We start from the raw sequence: 19,933 nt of genomic DNA, 5'->3' as shown, positions 1-19,933 counted from the left end.
ATATCAATAAGGGGCGGAAGTTCATGACATCTTGTAAACCAACGAACAACAAAGAAGAGCACTTACGAAAGCCAGAGTGGTTAAAGATAAAATTAAATACAAACGATGAATATAAAGCGCTGAAAAAGTTAATGCGTGAAAATAATCTGCATACGGTGTGCGAGGAAGCACGTTGCCCAAATATTCATGAATGCTGGGGAGAGCGCCGTACAGCAACGATGATGATTTTAGGTTCTGTTTGTACACGTGCATGCCGTTTCTGTGCAGTCAAAACAGGATTACCAACAGAATTAGATTTAGCAGAACCAGAACGTGTAGCCGATTCGGTTGCCATTATGAATTTAAAACATGTTGTCATTACAATGGTAGCACGCGATGATTTAAAGGATGGCGGATCAGGTGTACTTGCCGAAACTATTCGTGCCATTCGCCGAAAATCACCATTGACATCGATCGAAGTACTTCCGTCTGATTTAGGTGGCGTAGAGGAAAACTTACAACTACTAATGGATGCGAAACCAGATATTTTAAATCATAATATTGAAACGGTTCGTCGTTTAACACCGAGAGTACGTGCAAAAGCAAAATATGACCGTTCACTTGAGTTTTTACGTAAAGCAAAGGAAATGCAACCAGATATTCCAACAAAATCTTCTCTAATGATTGGCCTTGGTGAAACATGGGATGAAATCATTGAAGTAATGGATGATTTACGTGCAAATAATGTAGATATTATGACGATTGGTCAATATTTACAGCCGACCAAAAAGCATTTACCGGTAAAAAAATATTACTCGCCGCTTGAATTTGGTAAGCTACGTAAGATTGCGATGTCTAAAGGGTTCTCACATTGTGAGGCAGGACCATTAGTGCGTAGTAGCTATCATGCGGATGAACAAGTAAACGCAGCAGCGAAAGAGCGTCTACTACACGATTCGCAAACGAGTTGATTTCAAGCTGTACTTTGCTTTAACATGGTAATAGATTGGTGGTGTATTCATGATACTAGCAGAAGGCTATGCATATGAACTCATTGAAAATGTACGAGAGGGCTTTAAAGAAGAGGTTTTTATAGAGCGTTACTCGGATATTTTAGTGAAATATGATTATATCGTAGGTGATTGGGGATATGGTCAACTTCGACTAAAAGGATTCTTTGATGATAAAAATCAAAAAGCAACATTTGATACAAAAATTAGTACGCTTCAAGATTATTTATTTGAATACTGTAATTTTGGCTGTGCCTATTTTATCGTGAAAAAAGTAGGGAAGGCACCAAATGTTATGCCTACACAGGAAGAAGTAAATCAGCCTATCGAATAATCGAATCGAAAAGTGTACGTTTCGATTCGTAAAGAAAAGACACATCTCGACCACAATAGGTTGAGATGTGTCTTTTTAACTTAATAATTCACGTAAGTAGTCTCGTAAATCTGACGCTTCTTCTTCAGTTCGATTGTACACATGTTCTAAGTAACCAGGTTCTTCGACATCGTCTGGTCCAATAATGGCAAAGCGACCAAATTGAATATCAAGTACAAGCACTTTTCCGAAGAAACGGCTACTTTGTAAAATCGCTAAATCATAGCGTTGCGTTTTGCCCGTAAAGCTCACAAAGCGCGTTTTTGTATCTTCAACATCATCATATAAGAAAAATCGTTCCATATTCGCGAAAGCTCCTTCCAATCCTCTATAATATGGTACTATATATAGGAAAACAGTATCAACATATATTGATTGGAGGCTGTACTTTATGTACTTCGTAGATCGCAACAAAATTACGTTAAATTTACAACATATGAATGAATTAATCACGGTGTTAGAAGCAAACACGGATTGGTTAGATTCAACTGTCAATAAATTAGCGCTACAACGAATCGGTCATAATTTAATGGAATCCATGATGGACGTCGGTAATTTAATGATTGATGGTTTCATTATGCGCGACCCAGGTAGCTATGAGGATATTATCGACATTTTAGTCGATGAAAAAGTCATTACACCTGAAATGGATGCTCCGTTAAAAGTAGTAGTTGGCTTACGCAAAATGCTAGTACGTGAATTCATTCAAGTGAATGACGCGGAAGTACTACATGTTTTAACAACAAACTTACCAGCTATTAAAGCGTTCCCAGGTAAAGTGCAAGACTACTTAACAAATGAGCTAGGGCCTGTTTCTGCCTTTTTACCAGAGGACAAGTAAGATGAAACGTTTTTGCTTTGACCTAGATGGCACAGTGTACCGAGGGAAAACAGGTATTCCTACTGCGGTAACTTTTATAAAAGCATTACAAGCAGAAGGCAATGAGCCATTTTATGTCACAAATAATTCTTCCAAAACACGTGAGCAGCTACAACAAGCATTACATGCAATCGGTGTAGATGTGCCTGTTTCGAATATTTATTCGAGTGCCTTATCAACAGCCAAGTACGTGGCTAAACATTACAGTGAAGCAAAGGTGCGCGTAATTGGTGCAGATGGTATTCGTGCAGCACTTGAAGGCGAAGGAATTATGGTAACAGACGAAGGCGAAGTAGACGTGCTGGTGATGGGGATTGATCGGACAATTGATTATAAACGTCTTGCTGAAGCTTGCTTAACCGTGCAGCGAGGGGCAAAACTCATCGGTACAAATGAAGACATTCGTTTTCCGACAGAAGATGGTTTTGTACCAGGAAACGGCTCGTTTGTACGTATGGTTGCAAATGTATGCGGGGTGGAGCCGTTATTTATCGGGAAGCCGTCACCTGTCATGCTCGAAATGATTGCAGAAGAGCACGATATTACACGCCATGATTTTGTCATGGTCGGCGATAATTATGATACGGATATTTTATGTGGTATTAACTACGGTTGTATTACCGTACATGTGGCAACGGGTGTCACAGCGCCAGAAGTGGTCAAATCAATGCCTGCACAGCCAACGTATATTGTAGAGGATTTAACTAAGCTACCGCGTTTATAAAAGACGTGGTTCAGACTGTTGACAAACGCTTTCATCCTGCGTTGCTTGCCTCGCTCGTCCGCTCATGAACTTATGTTCTATTCGTGTCTTCGCTCGGCTACGCGCCTTGTCTGTCAAGCGTTTTCAAGACAGTCTGCAGATTTTGCTGTTTTTCAGTTTTATCTAAAAATATTTGTAGACAAAGTCAAACTTCGACTTTGTCTATACTGTAACCGCGTCTATAAAAGACGCGGTTTTTAATTGTTTTTTTGAAAAAATCGAGAAACAAAGCTTCGTATTCATGCATAAGAAAATAAAAAAGAGGGCATTTATAAGTTTAATCTAACGACATAACAAATTAGCCGTTTACCACATCGGATTTTCTTCGATATATGCATAAATTTTTTGAGTTAATTCATCAGCTGTATGTGCTTCGACTATGTCGCCATTTACGACTGCATATAAGGAATTCGCGCATTTCGTACAATAACTTAAACAACCGTATTCTAACACATCAATATTTGGATCTTTTTCAAGTGCTTCGAATGTTTTTTGGGCACCATTTGCTAAATTGCTAATACAAAACTCTACCAATGGATTCATGTTGTGTCACCTCACTGTAAGTATGCTACTTGGATTTGGATTTTTCGTCAATTCGTACAACTTGTGAAAAACTTCACAAAAATACAATAATATATTGTGAAACATCTCACAATCGGCTATACTCATTTATGGATACTTTGTGAACATATTAGAATGGTAGAGTGTATAAAGGAGAACAAGCATGAAAAAATTAGTTTTATTAGGTGGCGGATACGGTAATATGCGTGTATTACTACGCTTATTACCAAATAATTTACCTCTTGATACGGAAATTACGTTAATAGATCGTGCACCTTTCCATAGTCTAAAAACAGAATTTTACGCATTAGCAGCTGGTACTTCAACGGATAAGGAAGTACGTGTAGCATTTCCAGAACATGACCGATTAAAGAAGGTATATGGAGAAGTCGTACGAGTGGACCGTGAAGAAAAGGTCGTTTATTTAGAAGATGGCCATGTTGTAGAATATGATGATCTAGTCATTGGTTTAGGTTGTGAAGATAAGTATCACGGGGTACCTGGCGCGGCGGAGAACACATATAGTATTCAGACAATTGCTAAATCTCGCAGTACATTTGAAAAGTTATGTGGTTTAGCACCAGGTTCAACTGTAGCGATTGTAGGCGCAGGACTATCAGGTATTGAGCTTGCAAGTGAATTACGTGAAAGTCGAGCAGATTTAAACATTAAGCTATTCGACCGTTCACATCGTATTTTGCGCGATTTCCCAGAAAAATTAAGTAACTATATTAAATCTTGGTTTGAAAAACATGATGTTGACGTGATTGCACAGTCGAACATTACACGTGTTGAACCGAATCTTTTATATAATCATGATCAAGTGATTGAGGCAGATGCGATTGTTTGGACAGCAGGTGTTCAACCTGTAAAAATTGTACGTGAGATGGAAGTAGAAAAAGATAAATTTGATCGTCCTATTGTCACACAATACTTCAACTTACTAGATGACGAGCATATTTATGTCATTGGTGACTGTGCTTCATCGGAGTTACCACCGACAGCACAATTGGCAGAAGAACAAGCAGAGCGCGTTGTGAAAGTATTAAAAATGCGTTGGAGTGGTGGAACATTGCCAGAAACAATGCCAGACATTAAGCTAAAAGGCTTTATGGGCTCTTTAGGTAAAAAACAAGGATTTGTATACTTAGCAGATACGACTGTTACAGGGCGTATCGCACGTTTAATGAAATCGGGTTTACTATGGATGTATAAGTATCAAAACCATAATTCATAATAATAAAAGGTGTCTCATAAAACAATGAGACACCTTTGTATTATGATATGGAAATATAACCTAGCTTCTCTAAAGCGGTAAATACAGGTTTAATTTGCACATACCCTTCACCCACTACTTCCTCATTAATTAATACAAGTGGGTAAAAAAATTCATCTTCATGAATCCGATTTGCGTAATCCAGATCACGTGCATCTGTGAGTTCACTTTCTATGTCTATGTAACGGATTGTGTATGGTTGGTTGGGGAACTTACGATCAATTGCTGCTTGTAACCATTCGTATGTATCTTTAGAGGATGGGGCGTTTACACAGCTCGCACATTGTATATCCGCACCATATACTTCAATCATCGCTTTTGTTTGTTCCATCAGTATACCGACCTTTCATCATTCAACATTGGATTTTTTCGTTTCTTCACATTATAATGATTTTAGTGAAAGGAGTCGAGAGAAATGACAGAAACAGAACAAAAAGAACTAGTACAAGAAGTTTTAGATAAATTACGTCCGTTTTTACTTCGCGATGGAGGGGACTGTGAACTTGTAGATATCGAGGATGGTATCGTAAAATTACGCCTTTTAGGTGCATGTGGCAGCTGCCCAAGTTCTACAATTACATTAAAAGCAGGTATTGAGCGTGCACTTCTAGAGGAAGTACCAGGCATTATCGAAGTAGAGCAAGTATTCTAAAATTATATCTCTTTTAAACTATTAAAGGTGCCGTCTTACGTTCAGACGGCACCCTTTTCTTTGATTTTCCTCACTTATGTTCGATTGGCCCGCATTAATTCCCACTGCTCTTTTGCCATTTCAACAAGCTTTGCCTCCCCGCCTGTCCGTTGGTTTTCAATGACTTTTGAGAAGAAGCGTGTGGCATTTTCGTTATCCCCCAGTCGACGAGAAAGCTCTGCAATCATATACATAATACGTACACCAGACATCTGTGTACTGGCATAATCTTCCGTGGAAAAAGATTCCATATATTGATCGCGTGCAATTTTTAAAAATCGTTGTTCCTGCCCAGCATTTTTTAATGAGCGATAAAGCCATCCTAAACGTAACGCAAGGCCAGCTTTCGCTACCGATTTTTCTTTCTTAATATCCGCACAAAGTAAAGCCAGTTTATATGCTTGAATGGCTTGAAATACAGTTCGCTCTCCGTTGAAGTCGTGATGCACCCATTTTTTTGTGATTTGCTCATCAATTTGTTCTTTTATACCTGGGGCAAAATATTTCGTAAAGTCTTCGGTAAAAGAAAATCCGCAATGTTCACAAACGAACACATTATAGTACAATGCTTGTACATTTTCATCAGCGTAAATAGGTTGAAAGTCGCTGTCTGAGGAAGCAACTTTTATGAATTTCGAACGTACTTTTAATGTGGGAAAGCTTTTCTTACAGTTCAAACAGTCCATTTTCTTTTCATAATAAGGTGATAGTTCCATTTCTCTAAACCCCTTAATCTATTATTCGTAAGACTATTATAACAGTATTTAGTAATGTGTCTGAATGATTTTTATTAATATTTTTTGAAACGCTTTTGTTGTCACAAGTTCAACACACTTGATATGATAAAAAAGAAGGAAGGTGACACGAATGACAAATGAAAAACAGGTAATTATTTTAACGGAAGCGGCCTCGTTTCAAGTAAAGGAAATGATGAAACATAACGAGGAGGAAGGTTCGTATTTACGTGTCGCTGTTAAGGGCGGCGGTTGTAGCGGACTTTCTTATGGCATGGCCTTTGATACAACAATTAACGAAGACGATTATTTAGATATGCAACATGGGTTACAAATTGTTGTAAGCCGTGAAGATGCACCTATTTTACAAGGTACGGAAGTGGACTTTAAACAATCACTCATGGGTGGCGGCTTTACAATCGAAAATCCGAATGCGATTGCTTCCTGTGGATGTGGCACAAGCTTTAAAGCAGCCCAGCGTGAAGGAACACCAGGGGATTGTGAATAACAGTAGAAAATAGGTAAACAAAGGGAGCTGTCCTAAAGATAGGATGGCTCTTTTGAGTATCAAAAATAGAATGATCATCGCAAAAGTTTAAGTGAGAAATATCCAAACACATATCGTAAACAAAAGTATCATTAATAAAAGAGGGACAAATGCCCTTCTTATTTCTTCTTCAGTGTCCGCTTTTTTCACTTTTCTTCTATAATCAAACCAACTACTCATTAATGCGATGGCAGTTATAATAACATACGGCAACTCAGTCAAAAGCCTCTCTCTCCTTTTATGTCCGACTTCATATACGCCTTTATTGTGTCAGGGGAATAATGTTATACATTCCTCTTTTCATCACTATACAAGTTGAGCGTATGATAACACAGTAATGTAAAAATTGGTATATAAATGGAAGAAACAACTTCTTATCGAGATGCTCAGAACAACTCGAGAGCAAGTGAGTATTCATTTGGCTATTCTATCGGTCATACATAGATGGGCAAAAGCGGGAATTCATAAGTCGATGTATGTATTATGTATTACAGAGCTTCTACTTTAACATGAGAGGTAGGAAAGAATTAGTTAAGAGATTAATTGCCGTATGTGTCCTATGTGCCAAAGCCGCTACTCATTGTATATAATTTACTTGAAAAAGGTTAATTCTGATGATGTTACTAGTAATTAGTGACTTACTTTGAATTATTGGAGCGTTTGCTTTATCATAAGGCTATGGTAAAGGGTGAGGAGGTTGTCTAATGGATATGCTAGAAGTATTAGATAAGTTAGACCAAATAGAAATATTATATGAGCCAATTTATAGTGCAGATGAACATAGCATTGTTGCGTATGAAGTAATTGGGCGCATTGTAGATAAAGAAAAAGTAATCGATATTGAAAAATTTACATATAGTGACGAAGTACCCGAAGAGATTAGAGCAGAAGTAGAGCAAATGGTTGTACGTCAAGCCATTGAATCTGCCTTACATGAAATTGACCAAATTGATCTATATATTCCATGTAATCCAAACTTATTAATGACTGATTTTGGCGAAAGTTATTTTTCCTTATTAAAAGAACTCATTCCTGAGCACAAACTGCATCATATTACACTGACGATGAATGAGCATCTGTTTAAAGGAGATATTAGACATGTACACCATGTCATTAAATACATTAAAACATATGGTGTGAAAATTGGTTTAGCGAATATTGGTGCACATAGCCAACTCAATGCGATTTTAATGTTAGAGCCGAGTGTACTAAGTATTAATGTAAGTGAGCTTAACTATAATAAGTGGGGCAGTCAAAATTATGTATTTACAACACTGCGCACACTTGCGTTGAAAATGGGTGCATCGCTTATGGTCAATGATATTGATAACATTTACCAATTACAGCACGGTTGGAAAAATGGTGCCCGCTATTATAAAGGGGCCTATTTACAAAAGCCAGCGTCATCCTTTATCCCACGCGATACACTAAAACCACGTTTTCGTGATGAATGTGAGCAATTTATAGCGACGGAAAAAAAGCTACTGAAGCATAAATTAGAGGAATTAAAAAAACTCGAGAAAAAAATTACGTCAAGCGTTGAACAAATTGGTCCAACGAGTGATCATGTAGAGAAATTAAAAGAGCTGGCACAACAATTACAAGAGTATACATTCCGTTTATATATTTGTAATGGTGAAGGATTCCAAACGACACCGAATATTACATGGAAGCACAATCAGTGGATGCTTGAAGAAGAGGCGCTCGGCAAAAATTGGAGCTGGCGACCATATTTCTTGCAGAATTTATTGAAAATGCGCCAAGATCAGGTAGCCAATCTATCATCTGCTTACTCAGATATTGAAACAGGAGAATTAACACGAACATTTAGTATGGCTTTACCTAATAATCAATATCTATTTATCGATATTTCCTACAATTATTTATATGAACACAATATTGTGAATTAATTTTTAAAAAGCCGCCATTCTATAAAGAAAGGGCGGCTTCAGTTGCATAAAAGTTTGAGTTGAGTTACATTTCCTAAAGTCATAATAATTCTTTATTCAGTAACTGTAACGGATATACGTGTTGAAATTTTTATAGTATGCATTAATGTATTGAAATTACGGTGGAAAAGGGCTATTATAGTATAATAGTTAGGAATTAATGTCGAAAAATATGTCGACCTAGCGTAACAAACTACTGAAGTATATATTTTGTACTTCTTTTTTGTTTGTCTTGCGCTAGTACAATAAAATTAAAGGGGTTTTGATTCCAGTGAAAAGACCAACAATTTTAGTATTAGGCGCAGGATATGGCGGATTGACTACTGTTGTTAATTTACAAAAGATGATCAGCGGTGATCAAGCAGAAATCATTTTAATTAATAAAAATGATTATCACTATGAAACGACTTGGTTACATGAAGTTGGAGCTGGTACTATTTCTCCAGACAAAGCCCGTTATCCAATTTCAAGCGTAATTAACCAAAACGTCCGTTTCGTACAAGCAACAGTTCAAGGTCTTGATGTAAATACGAAAAAAGTTGATACATCTGCGGGTGAATTCACATATGACTATTTAGTAATAGGTCTTGGTTTTGAAGGTGAGACTTTCGGTATTCCAGGCTTAAAAGAGTATGCACTTTCTTTAGCAAACTTAAACGCTGCTCGTCAAATTCGTGAGCATATCGAATATCAATTCGCTTCTTGGTCATTAGATGAAGAAAAAGATGACAGCAAACTGACAATCATTGTAGGTGGTGCAGGCTTTACTGGTATTGAGTTACTAGGTGAGCTTGGTAACCGTGTGCCAGAACTTTGTAAAGAATTTGATATTCCACAAGAAAAAGTACGTGTACTTTGTGTAGAAGCAGCACCAATGGTATTACCAGGTTTTGATCCACAGCTTGTAGAATATGCAAAAACGCAATTGTCTAAAAAAGGAATTGAGTTTTCAATCGGCACACCAGTTGTAGAAGCAACTGAAGAGGGCGTTAAAATTAAAAAAGGTGAAGACGAGTTCGAATTCATCAAAGCAGGTACAGTGATCTGGGCTGCAGGAGTACGTGGTAACGCTTTAGTAGAAACTTCAGGTATCGAAAACAACCGTGCTCGTATCGCTGTTCGTGAAGATATGCGTGCACCAGGTTTTGATGATGTATTCGTAGTAGGTGATTGTGCATTCCTTCTAAACAAAGAAGCGAACCGTCCGTACCCACCAACAGCTCAAATTGCTATGCAACAAGCCGTAAACATCGCGAAAAACATCAAACACTTAATGAATGGCGAAGACACAGAAACATTCGTATATTCTGATAAAGGTGCAGTGTGCTCTTTAGGCCATGAAGATGCAATTGGTGACGCATTAGGTCGCAAATATACGGGTAAAACAGCTTCTGCGCTGAAAAAAGTAGTTGACGACCGCGCATTATTCTTAGTAGGTGGCGTAGGTTTAACGCTGAAAAAAGGGAAGTTCAAATTCTTCTAATGTAATGCCTATGTAGCATTAAAAAGACAAAGCCACATTGATGGCTTTGTCTTTTTTTTGAAAGATAAGAAAGTATAAAATTTTTCTAGTTTAAAGAGTGTCTAGTGCAAGCGGACCAGCCCCTCGTGACATTTCGAAAGTCTCTTCGTGTGGCAAGCACACTGTGAGCCTTTCTCCAACGCATGTCGGGGCTAGAGAGGGCGTTTGCGCTTTTCTTAGTTCAATACCTAAACATCATCTTAAAAAGGATGGTGTTTTTCTTTATATGTACTACTACTACCCGCTATAATAGGTAGTAATTTATGTAAAGGGTTGATACAGGCATGAAAAAAGACCGAGGAAAAGTATGGCTAGGGGCATGTGGCATCGTTGAAAATAGCAAGGGCGAATGGCTTGTCGTCAAAAAATGCTATAGCGGGCTAAAAGGGCGTTGGTCACTGCCTGCTGGGTTTGTTCAAGAAGGAGAAACGATTGATGATGCAGCTGTTCGTGAAGTAAAAGAAGAGACAGGCATTGATTGTATCGTCAAAGGGTTAGTTGGCTTTAGGACAGGGGTTATTCGTGGTGAAATCAGTGATAATATGGCGATTCTTTACTGCACTCTTGTAGACGATACGCAACCTATTATCGTGCAGGAGGGTGAAATTTCAGAGGCGGGTTGGATGACGCCAGCGCAATTAGCCGTTGATGAACAAGCTAATCAAATGCTAAAGGAAGTAGCACAGAGTCAAGTAGAGCATCATATGTTAGACAATATGGATCATATCGTTCCGGAAGAAGTTTTCGGTTATACGAAATACAATTTATTTATCAAAAAATAGACATGTGACAATAGAGGGACAAACTAAACAGGAACATTGAAAGCCTTCAATTTATCATGTAAACTTATGAAAGGAAAATTGGAGGGTTTACATAGATGAGTGGTTCTGTTTCTTTAGTTCAATTAATCATTTCAGTCGTGCTATTTTTCGTGATGTTTTTTGGTATTGGTTTTTTATTAAACATGCTACTTCGCATGACATGGCTTATGGCAATTGTGTATCCAGTTGTTGTTGTATTGATCGTAGATGAAGTCAGCTTCCTTGATTATATTTTTAAGGCAGGAACAGCATTTCCCGCACTAATGGATAAACTGCAAGCACTGCAAATTGTAGATATTGCTATTTTGTCTGGTGGATTTGCGGGAGCTATCGTTGCGGGAATTGTTATGATTTACTTACGAAAAGCAGGATATAGAATGTTTTAACATGCATCATTTCGGTGCATGTTTTTTCTTATGTATTACAGCGCAAATAAAGTCTAATGGAAAAGCGTGTCTCACACATGGAGACACGCTTTTTAAATCAATATATAGACGGTACAACTTAAGACCATTCCTGCTAAAGCACCTATCAATACTTCACTTCTTTTGTGACCTAATAATGTTTTCAACTCCTGATTTTTTTCTTCTTCATTCATTTTAGGCCAACGTTTAATATCGCGAAAAAAGATTTGTAAATCACGGCGAATCTCATTTAAGGCAGCTGCATGCTGTCCCGCTTGATAACGAATGCCACGAGCGTCATACATGACAATCATAGCTAGCATGGCTGCCACAGCAAAGGTAGGAGAATCAAAGCCCGTTTCAAACCCGACGGCCGTTGCTACACTTGTCACAGCAGCTGAATGCGAACTCGGCATCCCTCCTGTAGACGTTAATAGTGACCAGTCTACTTTTTTTGTCACAATAAAATAAATAGGGACTTTTAAAAATTGTACAACAAGTATTGCCAGTAATCCTAGGACTAGAGGAGTGTTTTGAAGGAGTGCCATCACATCATCCCTTTCAAAAGAAGTTGTCACCATCATATCATATTTTCTAAAAAGTGAAAAAAATAAACTTCGCTAACCGAAATAATCAGGAAAGCGTTATAATAAAGTAGAAATGAATATTGAAGGGGGACTTTTATATGACGATTATTGCCCAAAGTAAAACATTTTCATCTATAACGGCAGAAACGATAATTATTGGGGTGCAAAAACACCGTGAACAAATGAAAAATTGGTCGGCTTTTAGTGAATTTTTCGATAGCACATTAGATACATGGATTCGTGTAGGGGAAATTAGCTCGGATCGTAAAAAAATCATGAAGTTTCCTGTCACTACAGCAAATACCAATATAAAACGTGTAGTATTTGTTGGCTTAGGAGAAGGAAAAACAGTGACAAAGGAAAACTTACGTGAAACATTTGGTTTAGTAGGGAAAGAGCTAAAAGCGTTAAAAGTAAATGACTATGCCATTTGGTTAGATTCATTTGTCACACCAGCAATGGCAGAAACAGACGTGGCGTTCCTTGCAGCAGAAGGCATTCATATGGGCTTTTATACTGTACCAAATTATAAAACATCATCAAATGAACCGGACACATATCTTGATGGCGTAGAATTTGTCACAACAGCTCATATGGAAGAAATGGTAGCTAGCTTTAACGAAGGGCGGATTTATGCAGAAGCGGTGAATGAAGCGCGAAGTTTAGTGAACTTACCACCTAATATGTTAACCGCGACAGACTTAGCGAATTATGCAGTAGAGCTAGCGAAGCAATATGAGTTTGAAGTAGAGATTTTAGATAAAGCACAGCTTGAACAATTAGGGATGGGCGGCATTTTAAGTGTCAACCAAGGCTCAGCGGAAGAACCCCGTTTAATTACGCTAAAATATCAGGCAAAAGATCAATGGGAAGATGTTATTGGCTTTGTCGGAAAAGGGGTCACATATGATACAGGTGGCTATTCATTAAAGCCACGGGAGTCAATGGTCGGTATGAAAGGCGATATGGGTGGTGCAGCGGCTGTTCTTGGTGCGATGAAAATTATTGGTGAAATACGTCCGAAGCGCAATGTTGTCGCGGTTATTGGGGCAACAGATAACATGGTGTCAGGTACTGCCTTTAAGCCAGATGATGTCATTACAACATACAGTGGGAAGACCGTAGAAGTGTTAAATACAGACGCTGAAGGGCGCTTAGTATTAGCTGATGCTGTTACGTATGCCAAACAGCAAGGAGCCGACTACTTAATTGATGTGGCTACATTAACAGGTGGTGTCATTGTCGCACTTGGTATGGACAAAACAGGTGCTTTAACAAATAACGAGGAATTCTTTGAAAGCTTTATGGAGGCAGCGGTAGAAACAGATGAATTCGTGTGGCGCTTACCTCTCACTGAGAAAGATAAAAAACGTATTCGCAAATCGGATATGGCGGATTTAAACAACTCACCAGGTCGTGACGGGCATATGATTTTTGGCGGTGGATTTGTTGGTGAGTTTGCAGAAGATACACCTTGGATTCATTTAGATATCGCCGGGACGTCGGATGCCAATGCGGCCCATGACCTTGGTCCAAAAGGCGGTACAGGTGTGATGGTGCGTACATTGGCGACGTTTGTTAGGCAGGTAAAATAAAATCAAGATAATGAGTTAAAATGTATTGAAAGGTATCCTATCGCTTCAGTTAGGTGATAGCTTGCTTTTTCTGTTTGAAATTTTGTAGTTAGTGTACCATATAGGCGTATATCGAGTGTATCTCTAGTCTTTTATCATACTTTAATGATAGAGGAGGGATGTAATGTCACGCTTTTACGGAGGATATCGCCATAACAGAGGACCAGGGCGCGGATTTTATGGCAGACCTGGTTTTGGGGGAGGTTTTTTCCCATTTGGCGGCCCATTTTTAGGCGGATTTTTAGGTAGCTTTTTAGGAAATGCCATCTATCCACCATATCCAAGATATCCGTCATACCCACCATATCCGTCATATGGACCGTATCCACCATACGGACCATACCCATCATATCCATACTACTAATGCTGACTATTTTCAACAGGTGAAAAAGCACACAAAGCGTAAGCTTTGTGTGCTTTAACTATTGAATCCCTTGTTCTTTTTTCATTCGTTCAATTTCTTCTTTTAAATCATCATGCCCGGTACCTTTCCAAGGTTTGACACCGGCGATATACGATGAACGGCTCATAATATGTCCGCCAACAGGACCTGTAATGAAAATAAATAAAATCCCAAGTAGAATACGAGCATTGAAATGATTTTCAATGAGCCAAAAGTGGAAGAATACACCGAGTAAAATACACATAACACCAAGTGTTGCACTTTTTGAGGCAGCGTGGGCACGCGTATATAAGTCAGGCAGTCGGTATAAGCCGATTGCTGTGACAATGATAAATAATACACCGATCGCGATAAAAGTGATAATTAAAATATTAGCGAGAGTTGTCACGTTCGATAATATCTCCTTTCTCTATAAATTTAGAGAAAGCAACTGTACCGATAAACGATAAAATCGCTAACAATAAAATAATTTCCAAGAAGAAACTTGTATCTACCATGATTGAAAACAAGCCGACTAATGAAATTAAGCAGACGCCAATTGTATCCAGTGCAATGACACGGTCAGAGGCATCGGGTCCCTTCACGAGCCGATAAATAATAACAATCATCGAAAGCGTAATGAGGACAATGGAGCTCCAAATAAATATTGTCATAAGCGGCTCACCTCCAAAATAGCTTTTTCAAATGAATTACGAATGGATGCAATTGTGTCATCAATATCTGCCGAGTCAATCGCATGAATGTATAAGTATTTATTATCATCCGAAATATGCACGACGACTGTACCAGGCGTTAATGTAATTAAGCTTGAGAGTAGTGTTAGTTCCCATTCTTTTGTTAATGCTGTTTCGTATTTAAAAAATGCTGGCTGCATATCCAATTTTGGTCTTAATACAACCTTTAATACGGCTATATTAGCCAGGACAAGCTCTTTTAGAAATAGTAGCGTTAATTTCATAACGGACCAAACACGTTCCAGATACAGGCGCCCTGTAAAGAAGCGGCGCATAATGACAAGGGAAAGTGCTCCTAAAAGAAAGCCGATTAAAAAGCCGTTTGCTGTAAAGTGATCCGATAAAAACATCCATAAAAATGCTAAGGAGAAGTTAAGTAAAATTTGCAAGGCCATGTTATTCTCCTCCTTTCATCACGGCATCGACATAAATCGTTGGATCGACAAGTATTTTTGCAGTATTGTCCATAAATGGTGTGACCCATTCTGCCCCAACACCGTATGCAATGGATATGATCACAAGAATAGCTGTCGGATAAAACATACGATTGTAGCGATGTTTCTCTATCGTCACACGCTCACCGTCACTCCCCCAAAACGCATAAATGAAAATGCGAATAACGGAAAGTAATACGATTAAACTAGAGGCTAAAATAAAAATACTACTCCAAATATTTCCTGCTTCGAAACCACCTTGTACAATTAATAGCTTTCCAACGAATCCGCTAAGTGGTGGAATACCAGCTAAACCGAATGCAGCAATTAAATAAAACCAACCGAGTGCGGGATATGTTTTCATCAGGCCGCCCATTTTTCGCAAGTTAGCCGTGCCAGAGATATAAATAATCATCCCTACAAGCATAAATAGCACAGCTTTAATGATCATATCGTGTACTAAGTAAAACATTGCGCCTTCTAAGCCAATTTCATTCATTTGGGCAACACCAAATAAAATAACCCCAACGGCAATGACGATATTATAGATGATAATTTGTGTTGCATTGAATGTCGCAAGTGCACCGATGCAACCAGCTACAATTGTTAGAACCGCTAGGATTAATAGTAACTCATGCGTATACGCTACATCGTGTACAAAGAACAGTGTATATGTACGCATAATCGCGTAAACACCTACTTTTGTCAGTAATGCACCGAATAGCGCAAGCACTGGAATGGGTGCTGCACCGTATGAGCTAGGTAACCAAAAGTAAAGCGGGAAGATCGCTGCTTTTAAGCCAAAAACCATTAAGAACAACACAGCAATCGTTGTAATAATACCTGGTTGACCGATTTCAGCAATTTTCACTGAAATGTCTGCCATACTTAACGTGCCAACAACTGAATATAAATAGGCGACTGCAATGACAAATAAAGCAGATGAAATGACATTCACTAAAATATATTTAATCGATTCGCGGAGTTGTCTTTTTTCTCCACCGAGCACAATCAATAGGTAAGAAGACATTAACAACACTTCGAAGAATACAAATAAGTTGAAAATATCGCCTGTTGTAAATGCCCCTGTTACCCCAGTTAAAATAAATAATAAGCCAGGGTAGTAGAAGAATTGTTCTCGCTCACGTCCAATTGTTTCAAAGCTATACCAAGCAATGAAGAACGCGAGAACGAATGTTGTAAACACTAATAATGTAGACATGCCATCAGCGACCATTGTAATCCCGAATGGTACAGGCCAGTTCCCGAATGTAACGGATTGAATACCATCCGTCTTTACTTTCAACATGACAAGGAACGAAATGGACGAAGCACAAAATAGTGTAAGTAACGTTAAAATACGCTGTAGTCGTATATTGTTTTGTAAAAACATTAATACCATCCCCATAAAAAATGGAATGATAATCGGAATTAATAGGAAGTTAATCATCATCTTCGCTTCCTTTCATCTTAGTCGTATCGTCTGTGCCAAGTTCTTGATAGGAACGATAAGCGAGTACGAGGAAGAATGCCGTAACCCCAAACGAAATAACAATCGCTGTTAAAATAAGCGCTTGTGGAAGCGGGTCAACATAGTTTGTGACGCCATCTGCTAATACAGGTGGATGGTCACCACCAAAGCCACCCATTGTTAAAATGAGTAAGTGTGCCCCGTGACTGAGTAAACCTGTTCCAATAATAATGCGCAAAAGGGAACGCGATAAAATTAAATAAATCGCAGCCATAAATAAGAAGCCGCATACAAAAGCCATTACAATTTCCATTATTCATCCTCCCCAATCGTTTGAATAATGGTCATTGTCACACCGACAACAACTAAAAATACACCAAGATCAAACAATGCTGCTGTATGAAGCGACGTCTTTCCGATTAACGGTAAGTTAAAGTAATCATAAGAATGTGTAAAGAAGGGCTTGTTTAGGAACATCGGAAATGCGGCAGTTCCTAATGCTAAAATGAGCCCCGTCGCTGTCATATACATGTAATTTAGCGGCAAAATCGCTTGCACGGTTTTTAAATCATAAGCGACCACAAGTAAAACAATGGCACTCGCCATTAAAAGGCCACCGACGAAACCGCCACCGGGTGTATAGTGTCCTGCAAAGAAAATATGCACAGCAAAGAAGAAAATCATAAAGAACACAATTTTAGACGTAAATTGCAAGATTAAATTATTGGTTCTCATTTGCTTTCTCCTTTCTGTTTAAACGTAATTTAATCATGGCGTAAATACCCATACCTGCAATACCAAGTACGGCAATTTCAAATAATGTATCAAAGCCACGATAGTCTACTAATATAACGTTAACGATATTGCCCCCACCTGCAAGGGAGTATACCGTTTCCTTATAATACGCTGAGATGGATGCAATCAATTTCTGTGAGTGAGCGGATAAGGCAAGTAGTGTGACCATTGCTCCCACGGCAATCGCGATAATTGCTCGTCCAATTTGGAAGCGCATACGTTCTTCGACACGCTCAAGTTTAGGTAAGTGATAAAATACCATTAAAAATAACGCAACAGAAATCGTTTCAATTACAAGCTGTGTTAATGCTAAGTCAGGTGCATTGAAAATAACGAAGAACAGCGCGACTGTATAGCCGACTGCCCCAAGACCGACAATCGCTGTAATACGAGTTTTGGCTAATAGTGTTGTCAGTGTTCCAATGACCAGGACAACGATTAGTATGATGTCATAAATCGCGATTGGTGAAACGTTTTCAAATGATATGACAAAAGCATCTGTAATAAACAAAGTACCAATAACAATCACTGCAATGGCTGCAAACATATACGTTAAATATTTGCGGATGGAACCAGTCATATAAAGTTTAGAGAAGCTCTCCATTCCTTGTTCTAATACACTATTCATGACGAAATCATACAAATTATTGAATGATAGCTTATTTGGCCATACATAGTATGCTTTTTGCCATTTGGCAAGCGATACAAATAGCAGTAAACCGATAATGACTACACCGATCGTCATCAGTAATTCTGTTGTAATATACCCGTGCCATGCCTGTACATGTACATCTATTTGCTCAGGTGATGTATAAAGGAATGGCTGTATAGCTGCCACAGCGGGCTTCACAAAATAAGTCCCAATAATATTCGGGATGAAGAAAATCGCCACAACAAAGCTTGCTAAAATGACAGGTGAAACTAACATGCCGATTGGTGCTTCATGTGGTTTCTTTGGTAGTTTTTCTAGTTGTAATTTACCTGTAAAGGTTTTAAACACAAAGTAGAAGCTATACACAAATGTAAATACACTTGCTACCCAAGCAATAATCGGGAATAGTACACCAAATGTCTCAAAATTGAATAAGTTGAAATCTTGAACCGAAAGCATGGCTGTTAAAAACATTTCTTTACTCAAGAAACCGTTAAATGGAGGAAGTCCCGCCATCGAGAAACTACCAATTAATGCAACAGTAAAGCTGACAGGCATTAAGCTCATTAAGCCGCCGAGTTTGCGAATATCACGTGTACCTGTTTCATGATCCACAATCCCAGCAATCATGAATAAGCTTCCTTTAAATGTCGCATGGTTAATCAAATGGAAAATCGCTGCGAACCCAGCATATTTAAACATATTGCTTGCTGCATCTTCTACATGGAAGGCCATTGCACTGACACCTAATAAGGACATAATCAGACCAAGCTGACTCACTGTTGAGAAAGCTAAAATACCTTTTAAGTCCGTTTGTTTTGCGCCAAATAAAGAGCCCCACAATAATGTTAATAACCCGATTCCCGCAACAAGCCAAATCCATACTTCCGACACCGCGAAAATAGGCGTAAAGCGTGCAACTAAGTAAATGCCCGCTTTCACCATTGTAGCAGAGTGAAGATATGCTGACACAGGTGTAGGCGCTTCCATTGCATCTGGTAACCAGATATAGAATGGGAACTGTGCGGACTTTGTAAATGCCCCAAGTAAGATGAGTACTAACGCTAATGTGAAATATTCTCCGTTAGCAATAGTACTAGCATTGGCAATCAACTCACGAATAGAGAAGGAATCCCCCATGATGGACAGTAAAACGAAGCCCCCAAGCATCATTAAACCACCAGCAACCGTAATCATCATCGACTTTAAGGCACCGAAGCGAGATTTATCTCGATTAAACCAGTAGCCAATAAGCAAGAACGATGAAATCGATGTTAACTCCCAAAATAAATAAAGTGTAATGACATGGTCAGATTGTACGACCCCGAGCATCGCAGTCATAAACATTAATAGATAAATATAGAAGTTATGCAGTTGTTCCTTCGTTTTATCTAAATAAAAGATCGAATACAGCACCACTAATGAGCCAATTCCTGTAATTAAAATAGAAAAAAGTATGCTCAATCCGTCTAAATAAGAAGTGAAAGCAATATTTAATGACGGAATCCACTCGAATGTAGAGATAGCGGTATCTCCATTCATCGTTGTTTTAACAAATGGAATATAGTAGCCTAGTAAAGCGAGTGGCACTAGCAGTACAAACCATCCCGTGTGTATCGCTCGAACTTTTTTAAATAGTAAAGGTAACAAAAGTGCTGCAATTATCGGAATGAATATGGCAAGTACTTGCATTGCAATGCCTCCTTTCAAATG

24 protein-coding genes and 1 pseudogene are annotated in these 19,933 nt (G+C 38.5%); 13 read left to right on the top strand and 12 right to left on the bottom strand.

Features of this window, described 5'->3' with window-relative positions; all coding sequences use genetic code 11:
* Nucleotides 1–23: 23 nt before the first annotated feature.
* Nucleotides 24–950 (top strand): lipoyl synthase, encoded by a 927-nt coding sequence (gene lipA, locus AAGS61_RS14375; protein ID WP_391373233.1) that lies wholly within the window; start codon nt 24–26, stop codon nt 948–950.
* 49 nt (nt 951–999) lie between these two features.
* Nucleotides 1,000–1,323: a YutD family protein gene (locus AAGS61_RS14370; protein WP_391373231.1), complete on the top strand. Its 324-nt coding sequence runs from the start codon at nt 1,000–1,002 to the stop codon at nt 1,321–1,323.
* Between the two features lie 75 nt (nt 1,324–1,398).
* Here AAGS61_RS14370 and AAGS61_RS14365 read toward each other — a convergent pair whose 3' ends face one another.
* Nucleotides 1,399–1,665, bottom strand: a complete 267-nt coding sequence (locus AAGS61_RS14365) for a DUF3055 domain-containing protein (protein WP_391373228.1) — start codon at nt 1,663–1,665, stop codon at nt 1,399–1,401.
* A gap of 88 nt (nt 1,666–1,753) precedes the next feature.
* Between AAGS61_RS14365 and AAGS61_RS14360 the strand changes: the two genes are divergently transcribed.
* Both AAGS61_RS14360 and AAGS61_RS14355 read left to right on the top strand, forming a co-directional pair.
* Nucleotides 1,754–2,203, top strand: a complete 450-nt coding sequence (locus AAGS61_RS14360) for a DUF86 domain-containing protein (RefSeq protein WP_391373225.1) — start codon at nt 1,754–1,756, stop codon at nt 2,201–2,203.
* Nucleotide 2,204: 1 nt separating this feature from the next.
* Nucleotides 2,205–2,966: a TIGR01457 family HAD-type hydrolase gene (locus tag AAGS61_RS14355; RefSeq protein WP_391373222.1), complete on the top strand. Its 762-nt coding sequence runs from the start codon at nt 2,205–2,207 to the stop codon at nt 2,964–2,966.
* 345 nt (nt 2,967–3,311) lie between these two features.
* On the opposite strand, the gene AAGS61_RS14350 is transcribed toward AAGS61_RS14355, so the two are convergent.
* Complete coding sequence (locus tag AAGS61_RS14350; protein WP_391373220.1) at nt 3,312–3,548, bottom strand: YuzB family protein; 237 nt, start codon at nt 3,546–3,548, stop codon at nt 3,312–3,314.
* Between the two features lie 181 nt (nt 3,549–3,729).
* Here AAGS61_RS14350 and AAGS61_RS14345 point away from each other — a divergent pair, with 181 nt between their 5' ends.
* Nucleotides 3,730–4,803: an NAD(P)/FAD-dependent oxidoreductase gene (locus tag AAGS61_RS14345; protein WP_391373218.1), complete on the top strand. Its 1,074-nt coding sequence runs from the start codon at nt 3,730–3,732 to the stop codon at nt 4,801–4,803.
* Between the two features lie 40 nt (nt 4,804–4,843).
* Here AAGS61_RS14345 and AAGS61_RS14340 read toward each other — a convergent pair whose 3' ends face one another.
* On the bottom strand, nt 4,844–5,173 hold the full coding sequence (locus AAGS61_RS14340) for a YuzD family protein (RefSeq protein ID WP_391373215.1): 330 nt from the start codon (nt 5,171–5,173) through the stop codon (nt 4,844–4,846).
* Here AAGS61_RS14340 and AAGS61_RS14335 point away from each other — a divergent pair.
* Nucleotides 5,172–5,494, top strand: a pseudogene (locus tag AAGS61_RS14335) (NifU family protein). The gene AAGS61_RS14340 and the pseudogene AAGS61_RS14335 sit on opposite strands and share 2 nt — an antisense overlap.
* A 74-nt stretch (nt 5,495–5,568) precedes the next feature.
* Here the strand turns inward: AAGS61_RS14335 and AAGS61_RS14330 are convergent.
* The gene (locus AAGS61_RS14330; protein WP_391373212.1) at nt 5,569–6,249 is read right to left on the bottom strand and encodes a DUF2225 domain-containing protein; all 681 of its coding nucleotides are present in this window, start codon (nt 6,247–6,249) and stop codon (nt 5,569–5,571) included.
* Nucleotides 6,250–6,400: 151 nt separating this feature from the next.
* Between AAGS61_RS14330 and AAGS61_RS14325 the strand changes: the two genes are divergently transcribed.
* From AAGS61_RS14325 to AAGS61_RS14305, 5 genes are all read left to right on the top strand, one after another.
* Nucleotides 6,401–6,775, top strand: a complete 375-nt coding sequence (locus AAGS61_RS14325; RefSeq protein WP_391373209.1) for a HesB/IscA family protein — start codon at nt 6,401–6,403, stop codon at nt 6,773–6,775.
* A 743-nt stretch (nt 6,776–7,518) separates the two neighbouring features.
* Entirely contained in the window at nt 7,519–8,724 is a 1,206-nt protein-coding gene (locus tag AAGS61_RS14320) for an EAL-associated domain-containing protein (RefSeq protein ID WP_391373206.1), read from the top strand.
* A 310-nt stretch (nt 8,725–9,034) separates the two neighbouring features.
* Nucleotides 9,035–10,246, top strand: a complete 1,212-nt coding sequence (locus AAGS61_RS14315) for an NAD(P)/FAD-dependent oxidoreductase (RefSeq protein ID WP_391373203.1) — start codon at nt 9,035–9,037, stop codon at nt 10,244–10,246.
* A gap of 323 nt (nt 10,247–10,569) precedes the next feature.
* Nucleotides 10,570–11,067 (top strand): NUDIX domain-containing protein, encoded by a 498-nt coding sequence (locus AAGS61_RS14310; protein ID WP_391373201.1) that lies wholly within the window; start codon nt 10,570–10,572, stop codon nt 11,065–11,067.
* Nucleotides 11,068–11,162: 95 nt separating this feature from the next.
* Nucleotides 11,163–11,492, top strand: a complete 330-nt coding sequence (locus tag AAGS61_RS14305) for a YuiB family protein (protein WP_391373198.1) — start codon at nt 11,163–11,165, stop codon at nt 11,490–11,492.
* Nucleotides 11,493–11,584: 92 nt separating this feature from the next.
* Here the strand turns inward: AAGS61_RS14305 and AAGS61_RS14300 are convergent, their stop codons facing one another.
* Nucleotides 11,585–12,058, bottom strand: coding sequence for a divergent PAP2 family protein (locus AAGS61_RS14300; protein ID WP_391373196.1), 474 nt, complete (start codon nt 12,056–12,058; stop codon nt 11,585–11,587).
* 137 nt (nt 12,059–12,195) lie between these two features.
* On the opposite strand from AAGS61_RS14300, the gene AAGS61_RS14295 reads away from it, so the two are divergent.
* Together AAGS61_RS14295 and AAGS61_RS14290 are read left to right on the top strand one after the other, a co-directional pair.
* On the top strand, nt 12,196–13,692 hold the full coding sequence (locus AAGS61_RS14295; protein ID WP_391373193.1) for a leucyl aminopeptidase: 1,497 nt from the start codon (nt 12,196–12,198) through the stop codon (nt 13,690–13,692).
* Between the two features lie 163 nt (nt 13,693–13,855).
* Nucleotides 13,856–14,095, top strand: coding sequence for a hypothetical protein (locus AAGS61_RS14290; RefSeq protein WP_391373191.1), 240 nt, complete (start codon nt 13,856–13,858; stop codon nt 14,093–14,095).
* A 58-nt stretch (nt 14,096–14,153) separates the two neighbouring features.
* Here the strand turns inward: AAGS61_RS14290 and mnhG are convergent, their stop codons facing one another.
* From mnhG to AAGS61_RS14255, 7 genes are read right to left on the bottom strand one after another with little or no spacing between them, the layout of a single operon-like run.
* Nucleotides 14,154–14,522: a monovalent cation/H(+) antiporter subunit G gene (gene mnhG / locus AAGS61_RS14285; protein ID WP_391373188.1), complete on the bottom strand. Its 369-nt coding sequence runs from the start codon at nt 14,520–14,522 to the stop codon at nt 14,154–14,156.
* The gene (locus AAGS61_RS14280; RefSeq protein WP_391373185.1) at nt 14,506–14,787 is read right to left on the bottom strand and encodes a Na(+)/H(+) antiporter subunit F1; all 282 of its coding nucleotides are present in this window, start codon (nt 14,785–14,787) and stop codon (nt 14,506–14,508) included. Before AAGS61_RS14280 ends, mnhG begins: the two co-directional genes overlap by 17 nt.
* Nucleotides 14,784–15,263 carry a Na+/H+ antiporter subunit E gene (locus AAGS61_RS14275; RefSeq protein WP_391373183.1) on the bottom strand — a complete coding sequence of 160 codons (480 nt, stop codon included), beginning with the start codon at nt 15,261–15,263 and terminating at the stop codon, nt 14,784–14,786. The genes AAGS61_RS14280 and AAGS61_RS14275 overlap by 4 nt, the downstream gene beginning before the upstream one ends.
* A gap of 1 nt (nt 15,264) precedes the next feature.
* Nucleotides 15,265–16,752 (bottom strand): Na+/H+ antiporter subunit D, encoded by a 1,488-nt coding sequence (locus AAGS61_RS14270; protein ID WP_391373500.1) that lies wholly within the window; start codon nt 16,750–16,752, stop codon nt 15,265–15,267.
* Complete coding sequence (locus AAGS61_RS14265) at nt 16,745–17,086, bottom strand: Na(+)/H(+) antiporter subunit C (RefSeq protein ID WP_391373180.1); 342 nt, start codon at nt 17,084–17,086, stop codon at nt 16,745–16,747. The genes AAGS61_RS14270 and AAGS61_RS14265 overlap by 8 nt, the downstream gene beginning before the upstream one ends.
* Entirely contained in the window at nt 17,086–17,508 is a 423-nt protein-coding gene (locus AAGS61_RS14260) for a Na(+)/H(+) antiporter subunit B (RefSeq protein ID WP_391373177.1), read from the bottom strand. Before AAGS61_RS14260 ends, AAGS61_RS14265 begins: the two co-directional genes overlap by 1 nt.
* The gene (locus AAGS61_RS14255) at nt 17,495–19,912 is read right to left on the bottom strand and encodes a Na+/H+ antiporter subunit A (protein WP_391373174.1); all 2,418 of its coding nucleotides are present in this window, start codon (nt 19,910–19,912) and stop codon (nt 17,495–17,497) included. The genes AAGS61_RS14260 and AAGS61_RS14255 overlap by 14 nt, the downstream gene beginning before the upstream one ends.
* Between the last annotated feature and the right edge of the window lie 21 nt (nt 19,913–19,933).

Source organism: Lysinibacillus sp. KU-BSD001, assembly GCF_042920265.1.
Lineage (GTDB): Bacteria > Bacillota > Bacilli > Bacillales_A > Planococcaceae > Lysinibacillus_B.
Note: the sequence above shows the minus strand (reverse complement) of the source record. Positions and strands in the feature narration are given on the sequence as shown.